22 protein-coding genes are annotated in these 24842 nt (G+C 46.5%); 19 read left to right on the top strand and 3 right to left on the bottom strand.

From position 1 onward, the window contains the following. The first annotated feature begins 137 nt into the window (after positions 1–137). From ACT53G_RS02970 to ACT53G_RS02955, 4 genes are read left to right on the top strand one after another with little or no spacing between them, the layout of a single operon-like run. Positions 138–2195, top strand: a complete 2058-nt coding sequence (locus ACT53G_RS02970) for a TonB-dependent receptor (RefSeq protein WP_476168662.1) — start codon at positions 138–140, stop codon at positions 2193–2195. Continuing rightward, on the top strand, positions 2192–2902 hold the full coding sequence (locus tag ACT53G_RS02965; protein WP_313988897.1) for an ABC transporter ATP-binding protein: 711 nt from the start codon (positions 2192–2194) through the stop codon (positions 2900–2902). The genes ACT53G_RS02970 and ACT53G_RS02965 overlap by 4 nt, the downstream gene beginning before the upstream one ends. Beyond that, on the top strand, positions 2899–4305 hold the full coding sequence (locus tag ACT53G_RS02960) for a DUF3526 domain-containing protein (protein ID WP_476168661.1): 1407 nt from the start codon (positions 2899–2901) through the stop codon (positions 4303–4305). Before ACT53G_RS02965 ends, ACT53G_RS02960 begins: the two co-directional genes overlap by 4 nt. Continuing rightward, complete coding sequence (locus ACT53G_RS02955) at positions 4302–5597, top strand: DUF3526 domain-containing protein (RefSeq protein ID WP_476168660.1); 1296 nt, start codon at positions 4302–4304, stop codon at positions 5595–5597. The genes ACT53G_RS02960 and ACT53G_RS02955 overlap by 4 nt, the downstream gene beginning before the upstream one ends. On the opposite strand, the gene ACT53G_RS02950 is transcribed toward ACT53G_RS02955, so the two are convergent. Continuing rightward, complete coding sequence (locus ACT53G_RS02950) at positions 5594–6649, bottom strand: M14 family metallopeptidase (RefSeq protein ID WP_476168659.1); 1056 nt, start codon at positions 6647–6649, stop codon at positions 5594–5596. The genes ACT53G_RS02955 and ACT53G_RS02950 overlap by 4 nt on opposite strands. 242 nt (positions 6650–6891) lie before the next feature. Here ACT53G_RS02950 and ACT53G_RS02945 point away from each other — a divergent pair, with 242 nt between their 5' ends. Then, on the top strand, positions 6892–7203 hold the full coding sequence (locus ACT53G_RS02945; protein WP_476168658.1) for a hypothetical protein: 312 nt from the start codon (positions 6892–6894) through the stop codon (positions 7201–7203). A gap of 180 nt (positions 7204–7383) precedes the next feature. Continuing rightward, positions 7384–8085 (top strand): OmpW/AlkL family protein, encoded by a 702-nt coding sequence (locus ACT53G_RS02940; protein WP_194746891.1) that lies wholly within the window; start codon positions 7384–7386, stop codon positions 8083–8085. Positions 8086–8203: 118 nt separating this feature from the next. Here ACT53G_RS02940 and ACT53G_RS02935 read toward each other — a convergent pair whose 3' ends face one another. Continuing rightward, positions 8204–9034: a class I SAM-dependent methyltransferase gene (locus ACT53G_RS02935; RefSeq protein WP_476168657.1), complete on the bottom strand. Its 831-nt coding sequence runs from the start codon at positions 9032–9034 to the stop codon at positions 8204–8206. 360 nt (positions 9035–9394) lie between these two features. Here ACT53G_RS02935 and ACT53G_RS02930 point away from each other — a divergent pair, with 360 nt between their 5' ends. Next, positions 9395–10393 carry a DUF481 domain-containing protein gene (locus tag ACT53G_RS02930; protein ID WP_275354967.1) on the top strand — a complete coding sequence of 333 codons (999 nt, stop codon included), beginning with the start codon at positions 9395–9397 and terminating at the stop codon, positions 10391–10393. Between the two features lie 162 nt (positions 10394–10555). Next, positions 10556–11491 (top strand): ribosome biogenesis GTPase YlqF, encoded by a 936-nt coding sequence (ylqF, locus tag ACT53G_RS02925; protein WP_313988877.1) that lies wholly within the window; start codon positions 10556–10558, stop codon positions 11489–11491. A gap of 31 nt (positions 11492–11522) precedes the next feature. Here ylqF and ACT53G_RS02920 read toward each other — a convergent pair whose 3' ends face one another. Then, positions 11523–12710 carry a GGDEF domain-containing protein gene (locus ACT53G_RS02920; protein WP_228518704.1) on the bottom strand — a complete coding sequence of 396 codons (1188 nt, stop codon included), beginning with the start codon at positions 12708–12710 and terminating at the stop codon, positions 11523–11525. A gap of 225 nt (positions 12711–12935) precedes the next feature. On the opposite strand from ACT53G_RS02920, the gene ACT53G_RS02915 reads away from it, so the two are divergent. The 11 genes from ACT53G_RS02915 to ACT53G_RS02865 all read left to right on the top strand — a co-directional run bounded on the left by ACT53G_RS02915 (position 12936) and on the right by ACT53G_RS02865 (position 24835). Next, positions 12936–14960 carry a UvrD-helicase domain-containing protein gene (locus ACT53G_RS02915; RefSeq protein WP_476168656.1) on the top strand — a complete coding sequence of 675 codons (2025 nt, stop codon included), beginning with the start codon at positions 12936–12938 and terminating at the stop codon, positions 14958–14960. 133 nt (positions 14961–15093) lie between these two features. Then, positions 15094–15867 carry a glucose-1-phosphate cytidylyltransferase gene (gene rfbF, locus ACT53G_RS02910; RefSeq protein WP_476168655.1) on the top strand — a complete coding sequence of 258 codons (774 nt, stop codon included), beginning with the start codon at positions 15094–15096 and terminating at the stop codon, positions 15865–15867. Then, positions 15849–16928, top strand: coding sequence for a CDP-glucose 4,6-dehydratase (gene rfbG, locus ACT53G_RS02905; RefSeq protein ID WP_476168654.1), 1080 nt, complete (start codon positions 15849–15851; stop codon positions 16926–16928). Before rfbF ends, rfbG begins: the two co-directional genes overlap by 19 nt. A 54-nt stretch (positions 16929–16982) precedes the next feature. Beyond that, the gene (locus tag ACT53G_RS02900; RefSeq protein ID WP_476168653.1) at positions 16983–17795 is read left to right on the top strand and encodes an aldolase/citrate lyase family protein; all 813 of its coding nucleotides are present in this window, start codon (positions 16983–16985) and stop codon (positions 17793–17795) included. A gap of 23 nt (positions 17796–17818) precedes the next feature. Beyond that, complete coding sequence (locus ACT53G_RS02895; RefSeq protein WP_476168652.1) at positions 17819–18526, top strand: SDR family NAD(P)-dependent oxidoreductase; 708 nt, start codon at positions 17819–17821, stop codon at positions 18524–18526. Then, a complete protein-coding gene (locus tag ACT53G_RS02890; RefSeq protein ID WP_476168651.1) occupies positions 18510–19622 on the top strand; it encodes a 3-dehydroquinate synthase in 1113 nt (370 codons plus the stop codon). The genes ACT53G_RS02895 and ACT53G_RS02890 overlap by 17 nt, the downstream gene beginning before the upstream one ends. Before the next feature lie 55 nt (positions 19623–19677). Beyond that, positions 19678–20727 (top strand): NAD-dependent epimerase/dehydratase family protein, encoded by a 1050-nt coding sequence (locus tag ACT53G_RS02885; RefSeq protein ID WP_476168650.1) that lies wholly within the window; start codon positions 19678–19680, stop codon positions 20725–20727. After that, on the top strand, positions 20724–22526 hold the full coding sequence (locus ACT53G_RS02880; RefSeq protein ID WP_476168649.1) for a thiamine pyrophosphate-binding protein: 1803 nt from the start codon (positions 20724–20726) through the stop codon (positions 22524–22526). Before ACT53G_RS02885 ends, ACT53G_RS02880 begins: the two co-directional genes overlap by 4 nt. 5 nt (positions 22527–22531) lie before the next feature. Beyond that, positions 22532–22972, top strand: a complete 441-nt coding sequence (locus tag ACT53G_RS02875; RefSeq protein ID WP_476168648.1) for a GtrA family protein — start codon at positions 22532–22534, stop codon at positions 22970–22972. Beyond that, positions 22969–23892, top strand: coding sequence for a class I SAM-dependent methyltransferase (locus ACT53G_RS02870; protein WP_476168647.1), 924 nt, complete (start codon positions 22969–22971; stop codon positions 23890–23892). Before ACT53G_RS02875 ends, ACT53G_RS02870 begins: the two co-directional genes overlap by 4 nt. A 4-nt stretch (positions 23893–23896) precedes the next feature. Next, positions 23897–24835 carry a glycosyltransferase family 2 protein gene (locus ACT53G_RS02865; protein WP_476168646.1) on the top strand — a complete coding sequence of 313 codons (939 nt, stop codon included), beginning with the start codon at positions 23897–23899 and terminating at the stop codon, positions 24833–24835. Positions 24836–24842: the final 7 nt, after the last annotated feature.

The raw sequence follows: 24842 nt of genomic DNA, 5'->3' as shown, positions 1-24842 counted from the left end.
TTTACAATCATTCTTATTTAACAGCTTTAACCCAATAAAAATAAAACATATTGCTTCAGCCACCGGGTGAGATGAGGCACAAAGAGAACACACTGAACCAGATTGATGAATACGCAGACTTATAGGGAAGATAAATCATGATGTACCCAAAAACGATTGCCAGCCTGCTGGCAGTCATGTTGTTCCCGGCGGTAACGGTTTATGCTGAAGACTCGGTAGAACTGGACCCCTCCAAACAAAGCAGTAAAGCCAAGAAAAATGAAGCACCGGTCACCAGTGTCGAGCTGGATAGCGTCGTGGTGCTTGGCAAAAAAGAGCAAGTCTCAGCCACTGATAAAGGCCTGGCTGGCTCGGTAGATGTCATTACGCGTCAAGAACTCGAGTACGAACACGTCACCGATACCCTGGAATTGTTTAGCAAAACACCAGGCGTGGTGCTGTCTCGCTTTAGTCAGGGCATTGTCAATACCGAAGTGTCTATCCGCGGTTTTAGTGGCGATGGCGAAACGCCCAATGCCAAAGTGCTGGTAGATGGCATTCCGTCTAACTTGTTCTCAGGTCTCAGTGAGCTGGATTATCTGTTCCCCACCAACATTCAGAGTGCCCAAGTATTTAAAGGCACCAGCGACGCTTCGACCGGCCTTTTTGCCACCGCAGGCAACTACAAGGTAGAAACTCGTAAAGACGTCGGCAAGCAATTGCAATTTGGTTATGGCAGCTTTCAAACGCGCGAAATGCAAGGCTACTATGGTGAAAAACAAGGTGATTTCACCCAAAACTATGCAATCGGCTACCGTAAAGGCAATGGCTTCCGTGCCCATACCGAAAATGAAAAAATTGCCTTGTCCGGCCGTTGGCAGCTAGATTTTGAGCAGTCCAGCCTGGCATTGAGCGCCAAGTATGGCAAATACAATTCGCCTGAAGCACCGGGTTTTATGTCCAAACAACAGGCGCGGGATGATCGCAGAGGCGTAGCCCCCAATGCACTCAACGATAGCGGTGAAAAAGAATTCAAGCATTTGAGCCTGCATTACGATTACTTTTTTAATAACGATCTGGATTTAAGTCTGAAAGCCTATTGGCAGAATTTTGATCGTGAACGCAATGTACGTTTTTTTGGATCGCCAGGCCTGGAACATCGCTTGGAAGACGAAACCTCGATTGGCTTTGTGAGCAAGTTAAACTGGAGAATCAATCCCAGCTGGGCTTTTGAAACCGGCTACGATATTGAACGCCAGCATGTCGATGAATTCCGTCAACGGTTGACCACTATCCGGCGCAATGCCCAATACGACTTCACCGCACAAGGCATTTACGCCAAATTTGAAAACACGCCGCTGGACTGGCTACGCTGGAACCTGGCCTATCGGGTGGATTATTTGAACAGCGACCCTAGAAACCAGTTTGTGATTAATGGGAATACGCTCAGGACACGCATGCTGGATAACCAGACCATCGTACAACCCAAATTCAACTTGTTTGCCAACCTGAATGCGCAGCAAACTTTATTTGTAAATGCCGGGCGCAGTTTTCAAACACCCACTGGCGTTAACCTTAATCTTTATAGTACCAATGGCCCGACCAACGTAAAGGTTGCGATCAACGATGGCTGGGAATTAGGAATCAAGAGCCAGTGGCATCCTGATTTGAATACGCGTCTTTCTTATTGGCAACAAAAAGCCGAAAACGAATTTATTAATATTGACAACATTAACCAACTCATAGGTACCACCCGCAGGCAAGGGATAGATGCCAGTTTTGACTATGCGTTAGACGAGCAATGGCACTTTTGGGGCAATGTGTCACGGGTAGAGGCCATTATCGTGAAACCGGATGCATTACATCCGCAATTCAAGGATAACTCGGTCCGCAGCATCCCCTCTTACACCGCCTCGCTGGGCTTGCAATATGCGCCCAATGCAAACTGGATTGCACGTGTTCACGTGGATAGCCAAGGCGACTACTACGTCAATGAGAGTAACCAGGGCGGAAAATACGGCGGCTATACGCTGACCAATGCCAATATTGACTATAAAACCAGCTGGGGACGCGTCAGCTTGTTAGCCAATAATATTTTTGATCGCTACTATGAGTATGTGTATGACTTTTCATCCACAGGTGCGACCAACCAGCTTAACTTCGCTCCAGGTACTGGCCGTAACTTTATGCTCACAGCAACGGTGGATTTTTTATGACTGCATTGCTATCGATTCAACAGCTCAGCCTGGGGTTTTCCAAGCGGAAAATTCTAAATCAGCTTGAGCTCAACTTACAGGCAGGTGAAGTCGTCTCTGTGCTGGGCAGCAATGGCGCCGGTAAATCAACGCTGCTGAAAAGTATTTTAGGCTTACATGACACGGCCGAACAAACAGGCAATATCCTGATTGCCGGTATTGATATCGCGCAGGACCGCCAGCGGGCGCTATCGCACCTTGCCTATGTGCCGGAGCAACCTGCCGTGTATGGACATCTCTCTGCGATAGCAAATATCCGTTACTTTTTAAGCCTGGCCAACATAGGTGAAGAAAAGGATATTAACAGCTGCCTGACCATGGCCGGCCTGCCGGAAACAGCTTGGCACCGGCCTTGCAGCGAATACTCCAAAGGCATGAAGCAAAAGGTGATGCTGGCGTTTGCACTTGCCAAACGGGCCACGCTGCTATTGCTTGATGAGCCTAATTCAGGGCTGGATCCACAGGCTACCGAAGACTTAAACCAGCTGATTGTGCAATGCAAAGAAAGTGGCATGGGCGTGCTGGTGGTCACGCATGATGTGTTGTCCGCCATTGGTTTTTCTGACCGCTTGCTGATGCTGACCAATGGGCAGTTGCAACCGGTAATGCTGGACCAGTCAGCACTGACACTGGATAGCCTGAAAAAACTGTATCAGGGGCAGGCATGAGCGCATTGATCTGGAAAATCGCCTGCAATGAATGGCGCAGGTTATGGCATGCGCGGGTTCCGGCATTGTTAATGATAGTGCTGGTGACATTATGGGGCATTGCCGCCCTTGCCGCCCATCACCACTGGCAAGATCATGCACAGACGGTAGCTAAGGTGACAGCGCGCAGCCAGCATGACTGGCAATCGCAACCCGACCGTCATCCGCACCGGGTCTCGCATTTTGGCGATTTCGTCGCCAAGCCGGTCCATCCGCTCAGTGTGATCGAGCCCGGCATCCTCGACCAGTCTGGCCATCTGGTGTATCTGGAAGCACATCGTCTGAACAGTGCCAACTTCAACCCGGCGACTGAAGCCACTACGCTGGGCCGCTTTTCATTAATTACACCAGCCATGATCGTGCAATGGTGGATGCCACTGTTTTTGATCATGATTGCCTATGCCACCGTCACTGCCGATAAAATCACCGGCATCCTGGCTTTCATGCGCGGCAATGGCACCCCTGGCTGGGTGATTGCCGCCGGAAAATGGCTGGCATTGTTTTTACCATTGCTGCTCCTTTTGTGCCTGCAAGCACTGTTGACGCTGGCATGGAGCTGGCAGAGCGATCAGTTATTGGCCAGGCTGGCGCTCATGTTGCTGGCCCAAGCGCTTTACATTGCCGGCTGGTGCCTGCTGGTCGTCACCGTGTCCTGGTACAGCCGGCAACTGCATAGTGCCTTGCTGACGTTATTGCTGTGCTGGGTCTGTGTCTGCATCATTTTTCCGCGCGGGCTGGCGAATCTGGCCCAGATCGCCTATCCAACACAGCCTCGCGCAGAGGCTGAATACCATGCAGAAAGCAAGCTGCAAAGCATAGGTGACAGCCATAACCCTGACGATCCGCATTTTCAGGCCTTTAAACAGAGCATACTCAACAAATACCAGGTAAGCCGGATCGAAGACCTGCCAGTAAACTACCAGGGACTGCTGATGCAGGAAGGCGAGCGCCTGACCACGGCCGTCTACCGCGAACAACAGTCATTGCATGACGCACAGCTGGCAAAACAGAATGAAAGTATCCGGCACTGGTTATGGCTGACACCGGCATTGGCGCTGCAATATATACAGATGGCGGCTAGCGGCAATGACCTGCCGCACCACCAGGCGTTTATCCGGCAGTCGGAAGCCCGGCGGTATCAATTAATCCAATATCTGAACCAGATCCACACTTACAAAGTGGACCAGCATGACGATAAGAACACGCGTGTTTCTGCCGATTTTTGGAAGAACGCGCCCCGTCCCCCGGTGAATCTGCCACCGATGGTAGTCAGCCACGCCAGTCTGACAGCTGCCTTTCTGGTGTTGATTGGCTGGCTGTTATTGCCTGGCTCCTTGCTTGTTAGGGTTTCGCACCGACTATGAAACATGAATTCACTCTGCTGCTCAAGCAACGCAGCCTGACCCTATTGCTTTTGCTCAGCCTGGTACTGGTTAGTTTTAGCTTGTTAAACGGCTGGCAAAATATCCGTCATATCCAGTCCCAGATCCAGCATGCGCAACAGGAAGAGACCCTGCGCAAGCAGGACTTTATCCAGCACAACAGTCATGACGGGGCACTTGAGGCAGGAGAAGTCGGCTATTACCTGTTCCACAACGTCTATTACCGCCCTGGCGAATGGAGCTTTATTGCCCTGGGCAACCGGCTGGTGGTGCCGTACGTGCAACGGATACGTTTACTCGGCTTGCAAAGCCAGCTTTATGATGGTGAGTCGCATCACCCTGAATACGTGATGCTGGGTACCTTTGACTATGCTTTTTTGCTGGTATTTTTTGCGCCTTTGCTCTGTATCGCCCTGATGCATGACCTGAAAGCCAGCGAGCAACAGGCGCAACGTTTACTGTTTTTGCATAGCCTGGTAAAAGAACCAGGTCATTTCTGGTTTAAACGGGTGTTATCCCGCTGGGTGCTTGTCACGCTTGTCTTCGTACTCCCGTTATTACTGTTTGCCGGGATGCACTCGCTTTCCTTGTCACCCCTGTTACAGATTTTGACAATTACAGCCTTATATACGTTTATATGGTCTGCATTGTGTAGTGCTGTCAGCCTGCGCAAACGAGCGCTCAACGCCAACTTCAATGCCATGTTGCTGAGCAGCATTTGGGTCATGTTATGCGTGGTCTTACCGAATCTTTGCCAGCTATGGCTGCACGCCCGTTATCCCTTGCAAGACGGTAGCCAGCTTGCCATGCAGCATCGGCAATTGGTACATGGCGCCTGGGATTTACCAAAAGAGGATACGCTGAAACCCTTCTATGCCTTGTATCCGCAATGGAAAGATACTCCGCCCGTCACAGGCCGCTTTCACTGGAAATGGTACTTTGCCTTTCAGCATATGGGCGACGTCCACTTGCAAGCACAAGTGGCTGCCCGGACACGAACCTTACAAATGAGGGCGGATGCCGCAACAAAGATGGGGCGGTGGTTACCCACGGTCTGGGCACAAACACAACTGGAAGCGGTCGGATGCAGCGATATTAGCCATTTGCTAGTACACAGACAGCGGATAGAGAAGTTTCACACCCGCCTGCGTGAAGCCATCTACCCTTTTTTGTTTGAGGAGCGGGCACTACATCGCAAAGAGATTGAATCCATGCCAGTCTTTGACGCAAACGAGCCGTGCGCGCAAGGTCCGCATCCTGATGGCAACAGCTAAGGGGCCTTCACCACACCAATAGATAATGTGACTTCGCCCGCGCGTATCGGTGGCGTGGCATTTTGAATCAGGATGCGCCCGGCCACAGGCGCACGCAAAGTTTCAATCTTCTCGCCAAAATAATCCGTCACTTCACCTACGACCTGCCCTGCTGTCACCCAATCGCCAATGCTGGATTTGGCCGTAAACAAGCCGGTTTGCTGGCTGCGTATCTCAACCATTTTGCTGTAATAATGAATTGGCGAGGCTACCTTTGTCGTGTGTTGCGTGCTGACATCTATCGTTTCAGGCGCATCTATCATGCCCAAGCCACTCATGGCCTGTGCACAAGCTTGCGTGATCATGGCCACAAAAGCGGCATCGCGCTGTGCAAACTGGCCGACTTCCAGCGTCAATGCAGGCTTGCCCCTGGTCTGTGCCGTATTCGGATATGAGATGGAATGATCAGGATCATTGGGCCTGCCGTCATAGAGCACAATATCTGGCAATCCTAAAAGATCAGCAAAATGCTGTGTTCTGGCATCCAGCGCTGGCACGTGCAACACCGGGGAATACGCATGTGGCCATAAATGCTGGTTGGCACTGCCAGAATGGATGTCAATCAGGTAATCCGTTTTGCTGATGACTTGCGCCGTTAAAAAATCGGCGATCTGCTCAGTCAGGGTGCCTTGTGCGCTACCAGGAAACACCCGGTTCAGGTTTTTCTCATCGACCGGACTCAGTGCAATGCGACGTGCATGAAAACCTTCAAGATTCGCCAGATGAATTAGAATCAAGGTCCCTTTCAAGTGTTCAGGCTGTATCTGCTTGCGCAACTGCTGCAAGGCCAGTATCGAAGGAAATTCATCGCCATGGATACCTGCTGTCAGGGTCAATACCGGTCCTGAAGTTTGCCCATGAATCACCGTCACCGGAATCGCCGTTGACGACACGGCCATCATCCATGAAGAGACAGTGCCTGACGCAATCTGCTTGCCCGCCAAATCAAAGGCCTCCCTTGCATGCAAACTTCCCCAAGACAACAACAGCATGCAAAGCCAGCAGAAGCGCATTTTTTCCTCCTCAATGATATGCAACATTGTTGCGGAATATGATGTATATGTAAAGCGTTAAACCAGCAGTGAGCTCGCCAACGGCGACGATTGAGCGAGCCATTGAATGGCTAAACGGATGAACTAAAGAAACTAATCGCGTACATGCCTTACTAAAAGATTGATGCACATGATTTAAACGCCTATGATCTGCTTTTTAATTCATGGCTTGTTGTTATACCGCTTTTTTAATGGAGTCCCGCATGCGTATACTGACCCTCACCGCTCTTTTGATCTTGACCTTCAGCGAACCAGTTTTTGCGCGCAATATCAGCGTCGAACAATCTGAAGCCGCCAGTGCCCGCGATGCCGTAGGCGACGCCATGAGCAAACTCAGCGATATCGAGCAAAAAATTCAACGCCAGCAATCCGTGCTGACGCAAGCACAAGAAACGCTTAAACAATATCAGGCGGAAAAAGCCCAGATTGAAAAAGACCTCGATGCCAAAAAAGCCATCTTTGAACAAAAGTCCAAAGCACTGGATGAAGCCTGGAAACAACGCAACGACTACTGATCCAACAATCCAGCCACCCAAAACCAGTCTGAGGACTGGTTTTTTTATCACTCCATGCGTGCGCTTTGCTTTTTGCACGGCGTTTTAGGCAAATCCAATCCAGTTGACCTGCATCAATATACGGCCTGACTTGCTGACCTACAATGCATTCAAGTTCAATGCACTAATGGAGTGATCACAATGAAAAAAACCGCAATCAGTTTAATGTTGGCTGCTTTATTGCCAGCCCTCAATGTTCAGGCAGAACAAGGCGACTGGGTTATCCGCCTGCGCGCCACCAATATCAGCCCGAACGAAAGTAGCGATCTGGGCAAATATGTAAACAAAAATATTGCGGCAGGCGCGATGTCTAGCGGTGCAGAATTAAAAGCGGACAGCAATACTATTCCTGAGCTGGACATTAGCTACTACTGGACCAAAAACATTGCGACAGAACTGATTCTGGCGCTGGGCTCCAAGCACGATGTCAGCATCACCAAAGACTCAGGCACTACCGTCACCAATCAATTACTGGGTAGCATTGATGCTTTACCGCCAACCTTAACCGCACAATGGCACTTTAACCCCGACCAAACCTTTGACCCCTATGTCGGCGCCGGGATTAACGCAACCTTTATGCTGGACCGCCGCCTCGACCTGCGTCAAGGCCCATTAGCAGGTCAAAAAATCAAAATTGACCGTGACAGCTTTGGTCCTGCCTTGCAGGCTGGTCTGGATGTTAACCTTAAGGATGGCTGGCTGCTGAACGCGGATGTGAAATACATCTGGATGAATACCACCGTAAAAATGCAAAACCCGCTCAATGGCAACGCCTGGACAAAAATTGATGACCTGGATATCGATCCATGGGTGATCAGCCTGGGTTTCGGCAAGCGCTTCTAGTTAGGCGCATAACGTCTCTTCCCTGGGGCAAAGCATTAGCTCCATTCACCTCTGATACTCTCCCAGTGTCAGAGGTTTTTTTATCTGCGCCTGACTGAGCGTAGCCTAAAAACAAATGCTAAAAGTGAAACCTTGGCGCAAGGCCAGACAAATGTAACTGCTCCAGCAATTGCAAGCCGCGCTCACGCGCGCTGCGTTTACGCTGGCCAGTATACTTGGCAATGATCAGTTCATTTTTCATAGAATGCTCCCAGCCTACCAGCTCGGTCACGGTCACCTGATAGCCATGCGCTTCCAGCGCAAGGCAGCGCAGCACATTGGTCACCTGGCTGCCGAACTCACGCGTATGGATAGGATGACGCCACAACTCACTTAAAAAAGTTTTTGATAAGGCCTCAGCTTTATGTTGCCGTAGCGCTTCAGCCACCTCCGCCTGACAACAAGGCACCAATACCATAAACTGTGCCTGCTTTTGCAAGCCAAACGCAATCGCATCATCGGTGGCGGTGTTGCAGGCATGCAAGGCCGTCACAATATCAACCTGTTCTGGCAGTTGCGCGGACTGCATGGCTTCTGCTACTGTCAAATGCTCAAACTGCATGCGGCTAAAGTCGCATGCTTGCGCCAGTTGGCGCGACTTTTCAATCAATTCACCGCGGCTCTCAATGCCAATCACCTGGCCTGCCTGATGCTGTTTCAGCAACAAGTCATACAAAATAAAGCCCAGGTAAGATTTGCCGGCGCCGTGATCAACCAAGACGGGCGAAGGTTGTTTTTCCATCACCGCCTGCATCAGCGGTTCGATAAAGTTGACCAGATGATAGACCTGCTTGAGTTTGCGGCGGCTATCCTGATTGAGCTTACCGTCGCGGGTGAGGATATGTAAAGCCTGCAATAAGGGCAAGGATTGGCCAGGCCTGACCTCGGGGGGCAATAATGTTTGGACCATGTTGCGGACTACTTTAAAATGCTAATACGCCAGTTTAACAGCACAATTGTTTGACGGCACGTGAGTTTAATCGCATGAGATGAACGGCATGTGCCTAAGTGCGTCTGCTACAGTCTTTGAGTCCCATTTTAGCGGGAACTCTCAGGCTGGTTTTGCAATCATGTAAGAGACAGGGTGGTCAGTTTTATAAAAAACACCCGCCTTTGCAGCGCAACCGCTGCATTCAATCCGCTGCCACGCAGCGCTGTTGTTCAATCGAATCAGGGAGTAGTACCTATGCCGCAACAATCCATGCTTCAGGCACGCCGATATCTATCCTACACCGCGCCATCACAACCGTGGCGATGGTTGCAATGGGCCTTGTTACTGCTCCTGCTAACGACGCATCTGGCGCAAGCAGATACGGTATGGCTCAAAAACGGGGACAAAATCACCGGGACGCTAGGCGTCAAAATCTCAAACAAGCTCACCTTTAAAACCAGCTATGCAGACGAGATTAAAATCAACTGGGATGACATCCACAGCATTGATGCGGAAAAGTCTATCCTGATGCAGCTATCAGATGGCAGTATCGTTACCGGACGTTTGATACACAGTACTGAGGGGCAGGTCATTCTGGATGAGGAAACGAATACACGGCTGGTGGACACTGAACTCGGCGAAATTCATTACATCAATCCGACCCTGGATCTGATTGGCGAAGGCTATGTCTGGACCGGGAACATGAGCCTGGGTGGTGCCTTTAACAACGGTAACAGTAAAAACCGCAACATGCAGTTTAATGGCGAGTCGATTTTGCGCGGCTTTGATACGCGCTATACCGTACAGGGCTACTACTATTGGGCTGCAGATAAAGATCGCCAGACTCAGAATAATGGGCGAGTCCGTGGTCAGTACGATCACTTTTTCACAAAAAAATGGTACGGCTACTTGAACACGATTCAGGAAAAAGACCGCTTCCGCGACATTCGCTTGCGTAGCACCTACAGTGTGGGTACGGGTTACCAGTTTTTTGAAAGCGAAAAACGCAATCTTTCACTGGAAGGTGGTCTGTCATACATCACCCAGGATTATTACGAGGAAAGTAACGAGAATCATGCGGCCTTGCGTTGGGCGGTCAACTATAACCAATACCTGTTTGATTCATTTGTGCAAGCATTCCACCGGCATGAAGTCACTTACACGCCGAACTCGCCGTCACAAATCCTGCTTTACAGCTCCACCGGCTTGCGTTTTCCGTTTATTTTCGGCTTGAGTGCCTCTACACAAGTTGACTATAACTATGACAGCCGCCCTGTCGATGAACGGCGTAAAGGCGATACGCGCGCGCTGTTTACGCTGGGTTACAGCTGGAAGTAATCGCTAAAAAGACAATCGTATTTAGTGGCTGGCCGCTTAAATGTTAAAATACGCGCTTGATGGTGAGGTGCGCAGCTGATAACGGCATAGAGTTCCCTCACACAACCGGGTACGGCAAAGACATTGAACCCGTATTTTTTGAGTTAAGCATGGAGCAAAAATATGGCGATACAATGGTTTCCGGGGCACATGACTTCTGCCCGCAAAAAAGCAGAAGAGACACTGGAACACATTGATGTCGTCATTGAAGTGCTGGACGCCCGCGTACCCGCCGCCAGCCACAACCCCATGATTGAGGAAATGCGTAACTTCCGCCAGCGCCCTAACCTCAAAATCCTCAACAAAGCCGATCTGGCTGATCCGAATGTGACGCAAGCCTGGTTGAATTACTTTAACAGCCAGCCCAATACGAAAGCGGTTGCCCTCTCCTGCAAAAAGCCCGGTGATGCAAAAAAAATCCCAGGTCTATGCCGCCAACTGGCCCCGCATCGCGGCACGCCGCTGAAACCTTTACGCATGATGATTATGGGGATTCCCAACGTCGGCAAATCCACCTTGATGAATGCCCTGCTCAACCGGCGTGCAGCCAAGGTCGGCGATGAACCGGCCGTGACCAAAAGCCAGCAACGTTTCGAACTGAGCGACAGCCTCAACATCACGGATACGCCGGGCATGATGTGGCCCAAAATCGAACACGCCTCAGACGGTTATATGCTGGCCGCCAGCCATGCGATTGGCCGCAATGCAGTAATTGATGAGGATGTGGCTGAGTTTTTGGGCAATGTGTTGTTGAAGCAATATCCAGCGCTCATGAATACACGCTACAAGCTGGACGTGATGAAGCTGAATGTGGCTGAAATAGATGGCATCGACTTATTGCAAGCCATTGCCAAACGCAGAAGCTACAAACGCAATGATGGAGAGTGGGATATGGAGCGCACAGCGATGGCCTTGCTCACAGACTATCGAAGTGGCGCCATTGGCCGCGTCAGCCTGGAGTCCCCGCAAAGCCGAGCCGAAATGCTGGCACAAGCGGCTGAGCAACAAAGTAGTCCGGTTCAGGAAGAAATACCCGCCTCTGAATCAGACCAAGCGTAAAGTCTACGTCAACGGCAGGAGCGCTCTGAAGTTAGGCAATCACGCTGGCATGCCGTTTCGCAGGTTTACCTTTCACTGGGGACTTATCAAGCAATTGCTCTATATTGCTCACAATACGGTTGCGGCCGTTTTGCTTGGCACGGTAGAGATTCTGGTCTGCCGCTGCAAACAAGGCATCAATCACATAGCCCATGGTTTCTGAACTCACTGCCCCCACACTGACCGTACATTTAATCGCCTGGGTCTCACGACTCATGCTCTCCACGCCGGCAATGCTCACGGGCGTCACCTCAATAATCCGGCGGATGCGCTCTGCCAGCACCATGGCCTCCTGCTCACCGGTGTTGGGCATCAGGATGCAGAACTCCTCACCACCATAGCGCCCGATGACATCGCCGCCACGCAAGGCGGCACGTATGGTCTCGGCGCAAGACTTAAGCACCACATCGCCCACCAGGTGACCATACACATCATTCACCTTTTTAAAATAATCCAGGTCGACAATCAGCATGCCCATGGGGAGCTGAATGCGTTGCGAAACCGCCTGCATGCGACTGGCGGCTTCTTGCAGGCCACGCCGATTCAGCACCCCAGTCAGGCCATCCAGCGTCGCAATCGCCTGCAAACCGGCTTGTGCCTTGACATGCATAACCAACAACAGCAAGCTCACCACCGCCGTGATGACCAGCATGAAAAAGGACACCAGATAAGCATGGATACTCCAGTCGCCAAAACCATCGAGACTCGCCTGATCCGCCAGGCCAACCTTGACTGCGACAATGGCCAGGATCAAGCCAACCATGGCAAACAGACTACAACACAGCCAAAAGATATTGGCGACAAAATCTTTTCCATGCCCCACTAAACTGCGGCTGCCGTAGGCAAATATCCAGAGCAAAACGGCTAAATTACTCAGTAGCAGCCAGCGATTGGAAATATGCATGTTCAACATCACGGCATTGCAGGCCAGCAAGGTTGTAATCACGAGCAAGGTCCAATAGCGGTAAACGCGATACCCCCTGAACATGCGTATCCCATTGACGAGCTGACTCAAGCCTTGTGCCACCAGAGTCACCGCCGCCGCAATATAGATACTTTGTGGTCCGATGATGAGGCTAGTTTGAGAAAAGAAATACACGGCCAGTCCACAGGCAAAAATGAGCAAGCCTCGCACCCAACCCATGATCAGGCGGCGCTGCTGATAGGCCCCAGAAATCATCAAGACCAGAACCAGCGTTAGGGTGAGTCCAATTGATGATAGAATGGCGCTATTGAGATCAAACACAGGGACGGACAAAGTTAGTTAACCTGAAGAAACATCATACTATGGTTACAGGACTATACCCATATAAATGAAAGGGTTGAATAGTCCATCTAGGCTAATAATTGTCTGCTTTCCCATTATTCTCCACTTTGTACTGAAACACGTTTTATCAATCCGCTCATGCAGCATCTGTTAAATCCTCCCCAGCGTGAAGCGATTCACTATCTTGACGGCCCATTGCTGGTACTGGCAGGCGCTGGCAGTGGTAAAACCCGCGTCATTACCCAGAAAATTGCCTACCTGATCAACCAGGCGGGTTACCAGGGTCATCAAATCGCAGCGATCACCTTTACCAACAAGGCCGCGCGTGAGATGCAGGAACGCGTGACCCCCTTGCTGGAAGGCAAAAGTGGCAAGGGACTTACCGTCACCACTTTTCACTCGCTAGGCTTGCAGATTTTGCGCCAGGAAGCGGCGCTGCTCGGCTATAAACCGCAATTCTCCATTCTGGACGCCTCGGACAGCTTTAAAATCCTCAGTGATATTTTAGCGACCACCGACAAGCAACTCTTGCGCAAAACACAATGGCAAATCTCCAGTTGGAAGAATGACTTTATCAGCCCGGATCAGGCCAAATCACAAGCCGATGAAGAGCTCACCCATGCCGCAGCCCGGGTGTATCAGCTTTATCAGCAAACCCTGCGCGCATATCAGGCGGTAGACTTTGATGACCTGATCAAGGTGCCGGTGGAGCTGTTTGATCAGCACAGTGAAATGCTGGAAAAATGGCAACGCAAGTTGCACTACCTACTCGTGGATGAATATCAGGATACCAATGCTTGCCAGTACAAGCTGATTAAACAGCTAACCGGCCTGAGAGCACAATTCACCGCCGTAGGCGACGATGACCAGGCGATTTATGGCTGGCGTGGTGCCGACGTGGAAAACTTGCGTCAGTTGACCACAGACTTTTCCAAACTCAAGGTGATCAAGCTCGAACAAAACTACCGCTCTACCGTGCGGATTTTGCGCGCGGCCAACCACGTCATTGCCAACAACCCCAAACTGTTTGAGAAAAAACTATGGAGCGAACTCGGCACCGGCGACCTGATCCACGTCACGGCGACGCAAAGTGAAGAGCACGAAGCAGAAACCGTGGTGATGAAGCTGCAAGCACACAAATTCGAGCATCGTACGACTTACAAAGACTACGCCATTCTCTACCGCAGCAACCATCAGGCACGCATCATCGAGCAGTTTCTGCGTAACCACAAAATCCCCTACACAATTTCGGGGGGCCAATCATTTTTTGACAAGGCTGAGATCAAAGACATCATCAGCTATCTGCGCCTGATCATGAACGAAGATGATGATCCTGCCTTTATCCGTGCCGCCACCACGCCGAAAAAAGGCATAGGCAACACCACGCTGGAGCGATTGGGCGAATACGCCAGCGCACACAAGATGTCATTGTTTGCCGCCGCCTTTGAAGGTGGCTTTCAGCATGAGGTCGGCGCCAAACAGCTCGATGACCTGCTAACCTTCTGCCGCTTTATCCAAACACTGCAAGGCCGTGCTGTCAAAGACCCTGCTAACGAAGTGCTCAGCGATTTACTCACCGCCATCCAGTATGAAAGCTATCTGTACGACGGTGAAGAAGCCAGATCTGCCGAGACGCGCTGGGGAAATGTACAAGAATTCGTCGCCTGGCTCAGCAAAAAAGGCGAAGCCTCGACCGAGTTCGGCCATGAATCGGACGGTAAAAACCTCATCGAACTGACACAACTGGTTTCGCTCATCACCATGCTAGAAGGCCGCGAAGACGGCGAACCGGATGCCGTCAAACTCTCTACCCTGCACGCCTCAAAAGGACTGGAATACGGCCATGTGTTTCTGATCGGCTGTGAAGAAGGCATCCTGCCACACACCAACTCCATCGACGCTGACCAGATTGAAGAAGAACGCCGACTCATGTATGTAGGCATCACCCGCGCCCAAAAATCACTCAACATCACCTGGTGCAAAAAGCGCAAACGCGCGGGGGAGATGCAAGCCTGCGAGCCTAGCAGATTCATCGCTGAATTGCCCAAAGACGATGTGAAACACTTCGGTAATCCGTTTAATGGGCCAGATCAGGTACTGAGTAAAGATTATGGCAAGAGTAAGATGGCAAATATTAAGGCGATGTTGGCATCTAAACTTTAGGGTTGGAACGAACCTGATAGTCGTCCAGAATAAAGAAGTCAAGAAAATTAATTAACTCCAATCAGTTAAAGGGATCTAAAAAAGTTCAGATTTTGTTTATAATCGGTGATTTTTAATATCCCTATAAAACAAAATGAAAGCAGTCATATTAGCGGGCGGCCTAGGCACTAGAATTAGTGAAGAGACATCAATCAAACCGAAACCAATGGTTGAGATTGGCGGAAAACCAATACTTTGGCACATCATGAAGTTATATTCAGCATATGGCATCAATGATTTTGTTATTTGTTGTGGGTATAAAGGCTATGTAATTAAAGAGTATTTTGCCAATTACTTTTTACACATGTCAGATGTAACCATCGATATGGAGCATAACACAATGGAGGTTCACCAACGCTATGCTGAGCCTTGGAAAGTCACACTGGTAGATACCGGTGATGCCAGCATGACTGGTGGGCGATTAAAAAGAGTACTCTCTTATGTGCAAGATGAAGATGCGTTCTGCATGACCTATGGTGATGGTGTGTCCAATATAAACATTACCCATTTGATTAACTTTCATAATCAAATGGGTAAAAAAGCCACAATTACGGCCACCTATCCACCTGGTAGGTTTGGGGCGCTGGAAATTCATAATCAAGAAGTAAAAAGCTTCAGAGAGAAACCTAAGGGTGATGGTGCCTTAATCAATGGTGGCTTTTTTGTGCTTTCACCGCAAGTGCTCGAATATATTGATGATGACAATACGATCTGGGAGAAGGAGCCTTTAGAGAAGCTAGCTGCAGCGGGCGAACTTGCTGCTTTTGAACACTCCGGTTTTTGGCAACCAATGGACACCTTAAGAGACAAACAACTTTTAGAAGATTTGTGGCAAACAGGTCAAGCACCATGGAAGATTTGGAAATGAATCTAAATTTTTGGCGAGGTAAACGAGTTTTTGTCACTGGCCATACAGGTTTTAAGGGGAGCTGGTTATGTCTATGGCTCCAATCTCTGGGAGCTGAGGTTACAGGGTTTGCACTTCCTCCGAATACCACCCCAAATTTGTTTACTGTGGCAGATGTGGTCAAAAATATGAGTTCCGTTTTTGGCGACATAAGAAATTTTGATGATGTTAAGAATGCAATGGATGCCGCAGATCCAGAAATAATTTTACATCTTGCCGCCCAACCCTTAGTGCGATATTCATATCGTAACCCAGTAGAAACCTATGAAACAAATGTGATGGGGACGGTACATGTTCTTGAAGCAGCTAGAACACAAAAATCATTAAAATCTATTGTATGTGTAACCAGTGACAAATGTTATGAAAATAAAGAGTGGCATTGGGGCTATCGTGAGAATGAGGCCATGGGTGGCTATGATCCATACAGCAATAGTAAAGGTTGTGCTGAGTTAGTTAGTGCCGCATACAGATCTTCCTTCATGAATCCTGATAACTATAAATCTCATGGTATTTCTTTAGCCACTGCAAGAGCTGGGAATGTGATTGGAGGAGGAGATTGGTCCGAAGACAGACTAGTGCCAGACATTTTACGTGCCATTATTAAAAGTGAGTCTGTAAAAATACGAAGCCCCCACGCCATTAGGCCATGGCAGCATGTACTCGAACCACTTAATGGATACATGCTTTTGGCTCAAAAGCTGTATGAATCTAACGGGCTATATGCAGAAGCATGGAATTTCGGACCTGATGACAACGATGCAAGAAATGTTGCTTGGATAACTCAATTATTGGTCGACAAATGGGGGCAAGGGGCAAGCTTCATCATCCAAGAAGACAGTTCAATACATGAGGCCAATTATCTCAAGCTTGATTGCTCAAAAGCGAAAGCAAAGCTTAATTGGTATCCCAAATGGAGTTCAGAAATTGCCATATCAAGAATTGTTGGCTGGCATCAAGCACACCTCAACAACGAAAACATGCACGCATATTGTTTAAATGAAATCGCCGATTACCAAAGTTAATAATCATATAAATTAAGGTATTTAATTAAGAATTAAACTAAAGGTGTAAAAGATATGAATCGTTGTGAAAAGCAAATGCTGGATATTTTAAAAAAACTGAAACAAGAATACGGAGCGGTTTCGGTCAAAGCTGAGTTTGAAGCAGAAGGAACTAGGACAGATGAGTTGTTAAGGCTTATCGATCTAGCTAGACGTGCTGATTTAAGTGTTGGTCTGAAAATTGGCGGGTGTGAAGCAGTAAGAGACTTGTTTGAAAGCAAGCAATTTGGAGTGGAATATATTATTGCACCAATGGTTGAAACTCCTTATGCACTTAAAAAATTCGTTGAGGCTAAGAACAAGGTCTACGCTCCGGACCAACAGGAATACACAGACTTTCTGTTTAATTTAGAGACAAAAACCACCTTTGACTCCCTTGATGAAATGGTTAAAGTAGCGAAAGCAGAAGGCGGAGTTAAAGGCATTGTTTTTGGTCGAGTTGATTTTGCAGGCTCTTTAGGTTTGGGGCGCAAAGCTATAGATAGTTCAGACATTACAAACTACATTGTTGCCACGGCGGAAGCTTGCAAAAACAATAATTTGGATTTAGTGGTAGGTGGTGCTGTATCAATAGACTCATTACGCGAATTAAATATTATTAATCAAGTAAAACTGACACGGTTTGAAACTAGAAAAGTAATATTTTCAGCAGCCGCACTTGATAATCCCAATATGTCAGACGGATTAAAAGAAACTGTGTTTTTTGAGTTATTGTGGCTCAGAAATAAACGTGACTATTATGGTGACATTCATAAAGAAGACGCTGATAGAATCGAGATGCTTGAAAAGCGTTGGGATGATTTAAAAGAAATGAGATTAGTTGGGTGATAGCATCAGAAAACATAACGCCTATGGGTCATATCCTAGTTTTTGGCGCCACTGGCTCGATAGGAACTGCAATTTGCAAATCATTTGTCGCTGATGGGTATCAAGTCACAGCTGTAAGTCGCAGACCAATCGAAGAAAACATTTCGGACAAATGCAATTGGCTTGAATGGGATATAAACACTGAAAAAGAATATGCATTTTTCGGAATTCCTGACCAAAGCGTTGACTCAGTGGTATGGGCGCACGGAATGAATATGAATGACAGCATTCTTGATTTCAACTTAAGCCATCACATGCAGATGTACGAAGCAAATGTTGCGTCTATCATAGTTAGTTTAGAGACACTAGTTAGCAAAAATTTATTAGCCCCTAATGCTCGCCTATGTATTATTAGCTCAATTTGGCAGAATTTAGCCAGACAAAATAAGCTTTCATATTGTGTTACAAAATCAGCTTTGCAAGGATTAGTTCAATCACTAGCAATTGATTTAGGAAAAAATGGGGTACTAGTGAATGCTGTGCTTCCAGGCGCACTTGATACCCCAATGACACGAAATAACTTAAGTGCAGGACAAATTACAAGGTTAGAAGAGCTAACCCCAACTGGCTCACTACCTACGCTTGAAGACATTTGTGGATTAATCAAGTTTTTGTGTTCAAGTTCAAATACAGGTATCACTGGCCAATTCATAAAGGCCGATAGAGGATTTTCGCATGCAAGAATCATTTGAAGTAACCTCATCATCTGGTGCCTATAAAGTAACAGTTGGTGAGAATTTATTAAATGAAGTAATAAGTTGCAATCCTGAGGCAATCTACATAATTGATGCCTGCCTTGAAAATAGACTGCCAATAAGCATCAATAAACGAATCGTAGTAGTTGCAAATGAGAACAATAAATCGCTCGAAGCGATGCCACAAATCATTGATCAGATGCGGGCTTTAGGTGCCAACAGGACGACCCATCTGGTTGTCATTGGGGGTGGCATACTTCAGGATATTGGTACTTTTTGTGCTTCAATCTTCATGAGAGGGTTGAGCTGGACTTATATGCCAACAACCTTTTTAGGGATGGCTGATTCGTGCATAGGTGGCAAGTCCTCTGTCAACGTCTTGGGCTACAAAAACCTAGTAGGTAATTTTTATCCTCCTGAAGATGTAGTGATTGATGTGAGCTTTATTGAAACCTTAAGTGATGAACAAATCGTAGGTGGCTTATATGAAGCTGCAAAAATATGCTTTGCTCGCAGTTATGACCACTTTCAAGAATATTTACTTAACTCACCCAGCGCAGAAATCAGCCAAGCGAATGCTCAGGCAGTTATTCTGCACGCACTCAAAACAAAAAAATGGTTTATTGAAATTGATGAGTTTGACCAAAGGGAACGCTTACTACTGAACTATGGACATACATTCGGACATGCCATTGAGGCAGGTACAGACTTTTTCGTATCTCATGGAATTGCAGTCGGTGTTGGTATTTTAGTTTCTATCGAATATGCGAAATCCAAAAGCGCTCTATCTGAGGTCGGATTAAAAGTTGCTGATCATCTCATGAACCATGTTAAATCATTGCTTGGCTATGGCACTGAAAGCGTAATCAAAACATTACCTAGACTGGATTTAGATTTAATTATTGAAAAATTCAACAACGATAAAAAACATATAACCAATTCATATCGTATCGTAATACCAAACGCAGACGGTGCATTGAAGTTAGTATCGGTAGAAAAAAACGAAACAACCCTCAGACAAATTGTAAATGCCTATTTGAACGTATTTAAAGACATAGGCTGGCATGATGTTGAATTGAAAACTAGAGCATAGGTTGAGAAAACTGTAGCGCTCATCATGCATAGAGCTGTCGTGAGGAAATGTTAAAATGAGTAATTGGTCTATCGATAACGACATTACAAATATAATAAATGCCGTCGGTATAAATTGGGAGTCACTGCGTAATTCCCGAATATTCTTGACTGGAGGAACTGGGTTTATTGGTTGTTGGCTTCTTGAAGCTATTCGTGCAGCAAATCTAAAACTTGAGTTAAATATTCGCGTGACAGTACTAACTCGTCGCCCTGAAGCATTTTCAGTTAAAGCACCGCATTTGGCTCTCTATTCAGAATATACATTTCTCGCGGGCGATGTCGCCAACTTTAGTTTTCCTGACGGTGAGTTTACACACATCATTCATGCCGCGACTGATGCCAGTGCTGCACTGAATGAAAATGACCCGAGATGTATGTTCGATACGATTCTTACAGGTACACGACGTGTATTAGATTTTGCGCTCGAGAAAAAAATTCCACGGACACTATTTTTAAGCTCAGGGGCAGTCTATGGTCAACAGCCATGGGAAATTGAGCATGTTCGAGAAGATTGGACTGGGGCTCCGAACTCCGTAGATCCAAAAGCAGCATACGCTGAAGGTAAGCGCGCAGCTGAAATGCTGTGTTCAATTTATGCCAAACAGTTCGGACTTCATATTAGTATTGCCAGAATTTTTGCGTTGCTAGGGCCATACTTGGATCTAGGAATCCACTTTGCAGCTGGCAATTTTATAAAAGATGCAATGCAAGGAAAACCTGTGATCGTCAAAGGTAACGGTTTACCATGTCGTTCATATCTATATGCCTCTGATCTGACAATTTGGCTTTTGCACATGTTGATAAGAGGCGAATCCATTAAGCCTTACAACTTAGGCTCAGATGAATCAGTATCGATTGCTTCTCTGGCTGAAAAAATTTCCAAACTTATTGGAAACGGCCAATATGAAATTCTGGGGGCAGCGGATAAAGGCTGGAACTTGGGACGGTATGTTCCAGATACAAATTTAATTAATCAAGACTTAGGTTTAAAACGCACTGTGTCACTGGATGATGCAATACTTAGGACCGCCATGTGGAATGGCTGGAAAGAAGGAAATAAATGAAACTGTCAGATTACGTTGCACAGAAAATTGTCGAGCATGACATTCAGCATGTTTTTATGGTGACAGGCGGTGGCGCCATGCACCTAAATCATTCATTTGGAACTCATAAAGACCTCGAATGCATTTTTAATCATCATGAACAGGCATGCGCAATTGGCGCTGAAGCATATTACAGACTGACAAACCGCCTACCAGTAGTGAATGTAACATCTGGGCCCGGCGGCACCAATGCGATTACTGGCGTTTATGGCGCTTTCGTTGATTCTATTGGAATGCTGGTACTTTCAGGTCAAGTTAAATGGGAGACAACCGTAAGAAGCACTGGACTTCCACTCCGCCAATATGGCGACCAAGAGCTTGATATTGAAGAGTTAGTCAGACCGATAACAAAATATTGCGTAATGGTGACTGACCCAAATAGCATTCGTTATCATCTTGAAAAAGCAATCTATCTTGCCACCTCTGGACGGCCTGGACCTTGCTGGCTTGATATCCCTTTGAATGTTCAAGGCGCTCAAATTGACCCAGACAGTTTAAAAGGTTTCGACCCTGCAGAGTTAGACGAGCCATGGAAAAAAATGGATCTAACACAAGCTAGCAAGGCGGTTCTTGAAAAAATTTTAGGAGCCAAACGTCCAGTAATCTTTGCTGGTGGTGGGGTCAGGTTGAGTGGTCAACATGATACGTTTATTAAAATTGTTGAAAAATTAGGTATACCCGTAGTTACTGGCTGGAACGCCCATGATGTTATCTGGAACGAGCATCCTTTATATGCAGGTCGTCCAGGTACAATAGGTGATAGAGCTGGTAACTTCGTAGTCCAAAATTCAGACTTACTTGTAATTCTTGGTAGCCGTCTAAATATCCGTCAAGTCAGCTACAACTGGGGCTCATTTGCCAGAGAAGCCTATAAAATATGGGTTGATATCGATGAAAATGAACTTAAAAAACCAACAGTTAAAGCAGACATGCCTATTCATGCGAGCCTGACTGACTTTTTGCCAATTTTGGCGAATCAGTCGTACTCAGGCCCTACTAAAGATCATCTAAACTGGCTCAACTGGGCTAAAGCTAGACAAGCAAAATATCCTGCCGTTTTACCTGAATATTGGGAACACCCCCGAATCAACCCCTATTGCTTCATGGAGTCGCTCTTTGAAAAATTGGAAGAAAATCAAATTGTAGTGACCGGAAATGGAAGCGCGTGCGTTGTTAGTTTTCAGGCTGCGAACCTCAAAAAAGGTCAGCGCCTTTGGACCAATTCTGGATGCGCAACGATGGGATACGATCTTCCTGGCTCAATAGGAGCTTGCAAAGCCTCTGGTGGAAAAACAATTGTATGCTTAGCTGGGGATGGCAGCATTATGATGAACCTTCAAGAGCTTCAAACGATTGTAGGTAGTCAGTTGCCGATTAAAATTTTTATCCTGAATAACAGTGGATATGTATCAATTTTTCAAACACACCGGAACTTCTTTAATGGAGTAGAGGTTGGTGGTGGTCCAAAGAGTGGAGTAACTTTCCCTGACTTTTCAAAATTGAGTGCGGCTTTTGATTTGCCATACGTGAGATGCGACCAACATTCAGACATGGCTCAAGTGATTGACGCCACTATGAAAGTTAATGGTCCTGCCATATGTGAAATTATGATTGATGAGAATCTTTCTTTTGCACCAAAATTAGGGTCAAAACCTTTACCAGACGGCCGCATTATTTCACCTCCATTAGAGGATCTTTCACCATTTCTTCCTAGAGAAGAGTTGCGTGAGAATATGATAATCAGAATGGTTGAGGACTAGCCACAGTGAACTACCAAACGCTTTGCCAATTGTTGGTTCAAAAGTGGACACAACATGAAACAAAAATACGTTTCTTGTTAGTTGGTGGCTTAAATACAGTGGTAGGACTCGTTACTTTTCCTGCGCTATATTTTTTGTTGACAAAGCATGGTATTAAATATTTGCAAATTTTGGTAATCAGTCAGGCTTTTTGCGTAACACTGGCGTTTTTCACAAACAAACATATCGTGTTTCGCACAAAAGGCAATAACATTAAAGAATACCTAAAGTTTTTAACCTTTCATTTTTCGTATTTTTTATTAAATCTTGCAACCTTGCCATTACTTGTTGAAGTGGTGGGGATTCACCCTGTCATTGCTCAAAGTACTTTTGCAATTTTAGTGATCATTAGTAGTTATTTCTGGTATAGCAAAGTTACATTCATTTCAAAAAAGTTAAAATTGTGAACAAGACCTCATTCATAAAAAGACCGTGTCCCGCCTGTGGCGACACACATACCTCCGAAGTTATCTCCTCTGAAAAGTTGGCAGAGGACCATACGTATGAGCAATTAGAATCTTATTGGAACGGATTTTTCAAAGAAAAATTATTTTTCTCTTATAAGCGCTGTGCCAATTGCAATATGTTGTACGCACCAGTATTTTTTAATGAGCTTCAGTTGGAAAGTCTATATGGTCAGATGCCCCCTAATATGGATGAAGTACCTCTAACTGCATTAAAAAAAACCCAGAGAGGATATTTTAATACCCTAAAAAAACACTCCAATCTCGCTGGAGGTTTCATTGAAGTAGGCCCGGATATTGGCTTATTTACTGAGAACTGTGCAAATGAAGGTGCCTTCTCAGAGTACTGGCTGTTTGAACCAAATCGCAGTGTAGAAAACACACTTGAAAAAGTTGTCACTGGCAAAAAATATCACGTTATTCATGAAATGTTTGGGTTCTCACATGTGCCTGACCACTCGGCATCAACAGCTGTAATTATTCATGTATTAGACCACTTGCTTGATCCAGTGGCCACTCTAAATGAGCTCAGAAACAAACTAACACCAGATGCAAGACTGCTTCTAGTTACTCACGATGAGTCCTCATTGTTACGTAAGATAGTCGGCTGGAAATGGCCTGCTTTCTGCTTACAGCACCCCCAAATTTACAACCCTCAGACCATGCGCACCCTTCTAGAGAAAGCTGGCTTTGAAGTGATAGAGCAAAGCAAAACTGTAAACTACTTTGAGATTCGTTTCCTACTTAAACATTTGTTGTGGGCATTTGGATTTAATGTGAAATCTATGCCAAGTTTTGGCGGACTTTCTTTAGGCCTAAAATTAGGCAACTTTATTACTATAGCTACTCCAAGAGGTAAATAAAACCGTGACTGAACGTACATTACTTAGCATCGTCACACCCACCTACAATGAAGAAGAAAATGTAGATGAGCTATACATAAGAATCAAAGCCGCTATTGCCCCACTGACACAGTATCAGTTCGAGTTAATTTTTATTGACAATCACTCTGTAGATAATACTGTTGAGAAACTCAAACAACTTGCATTAATTGACCCTATGGTCAAAATTATTGTCAATACGCGTAATTTTGGCCATATACGATCACCCTACTATGGCATCCTTCAATCCAGCGGAGCTGCTACGATCTACCTCGCGTCCGACTTACAAGACCCTCCTGAGATGATTCCTGATTTCATTAACCATTGGGAAAGCGGATATAAATTAGTGATGGCGACTAAGCCTGTAAGCAAAAGCTCCGTTTTTATTCATAGCTTGAGAAAAGCCTACTATCGTTTTCTAGATGGAATATCTGATATCTCTTTAGTCGCAGACTCAACTGGTTTTGGATTATATGACAAAAAGGTATTAGACCAGATTCGTAAAATTGATGATCCTTATCCTTTTTTGCGAGGTCTCATTTGTGAACTTGGATATGAAATTAAAACGATAAACTTTACGCAACCAAGAAGAATTAAAGGTATCTCAAAAAACAACTTTTATACCCTTTGGGACATTGCGATGCTTGGGATAGTTAGCCACTCAAAAGTACCAATCCGTATTGCTGCAATCACTGGGTTCCTAGTTGGTACATTAAGCTTTCTGATGGGGTTAATTTATCTAATATTAAAGATAGTTTTTTGGAACTCCTTTGCAATGGGCACCGCACCGATTGTAATCGGTATGTTTTTTATGTTTGGCATATTAATGTTTTTTATAGGAATACTAGGTGAATATATAGGCTCTATACATAATTATGTGCAGAGAAGACCCGTCGTGGTAGAGCGTGAGCGAATCAATTTTTAAGTATTAG

It is taken from the genome of Methylophilus sp. DMC18, assembly GCF_056314005.1.
This window is presented reverse-complemented; position numbering and strand designations above follow the sequence as displayed.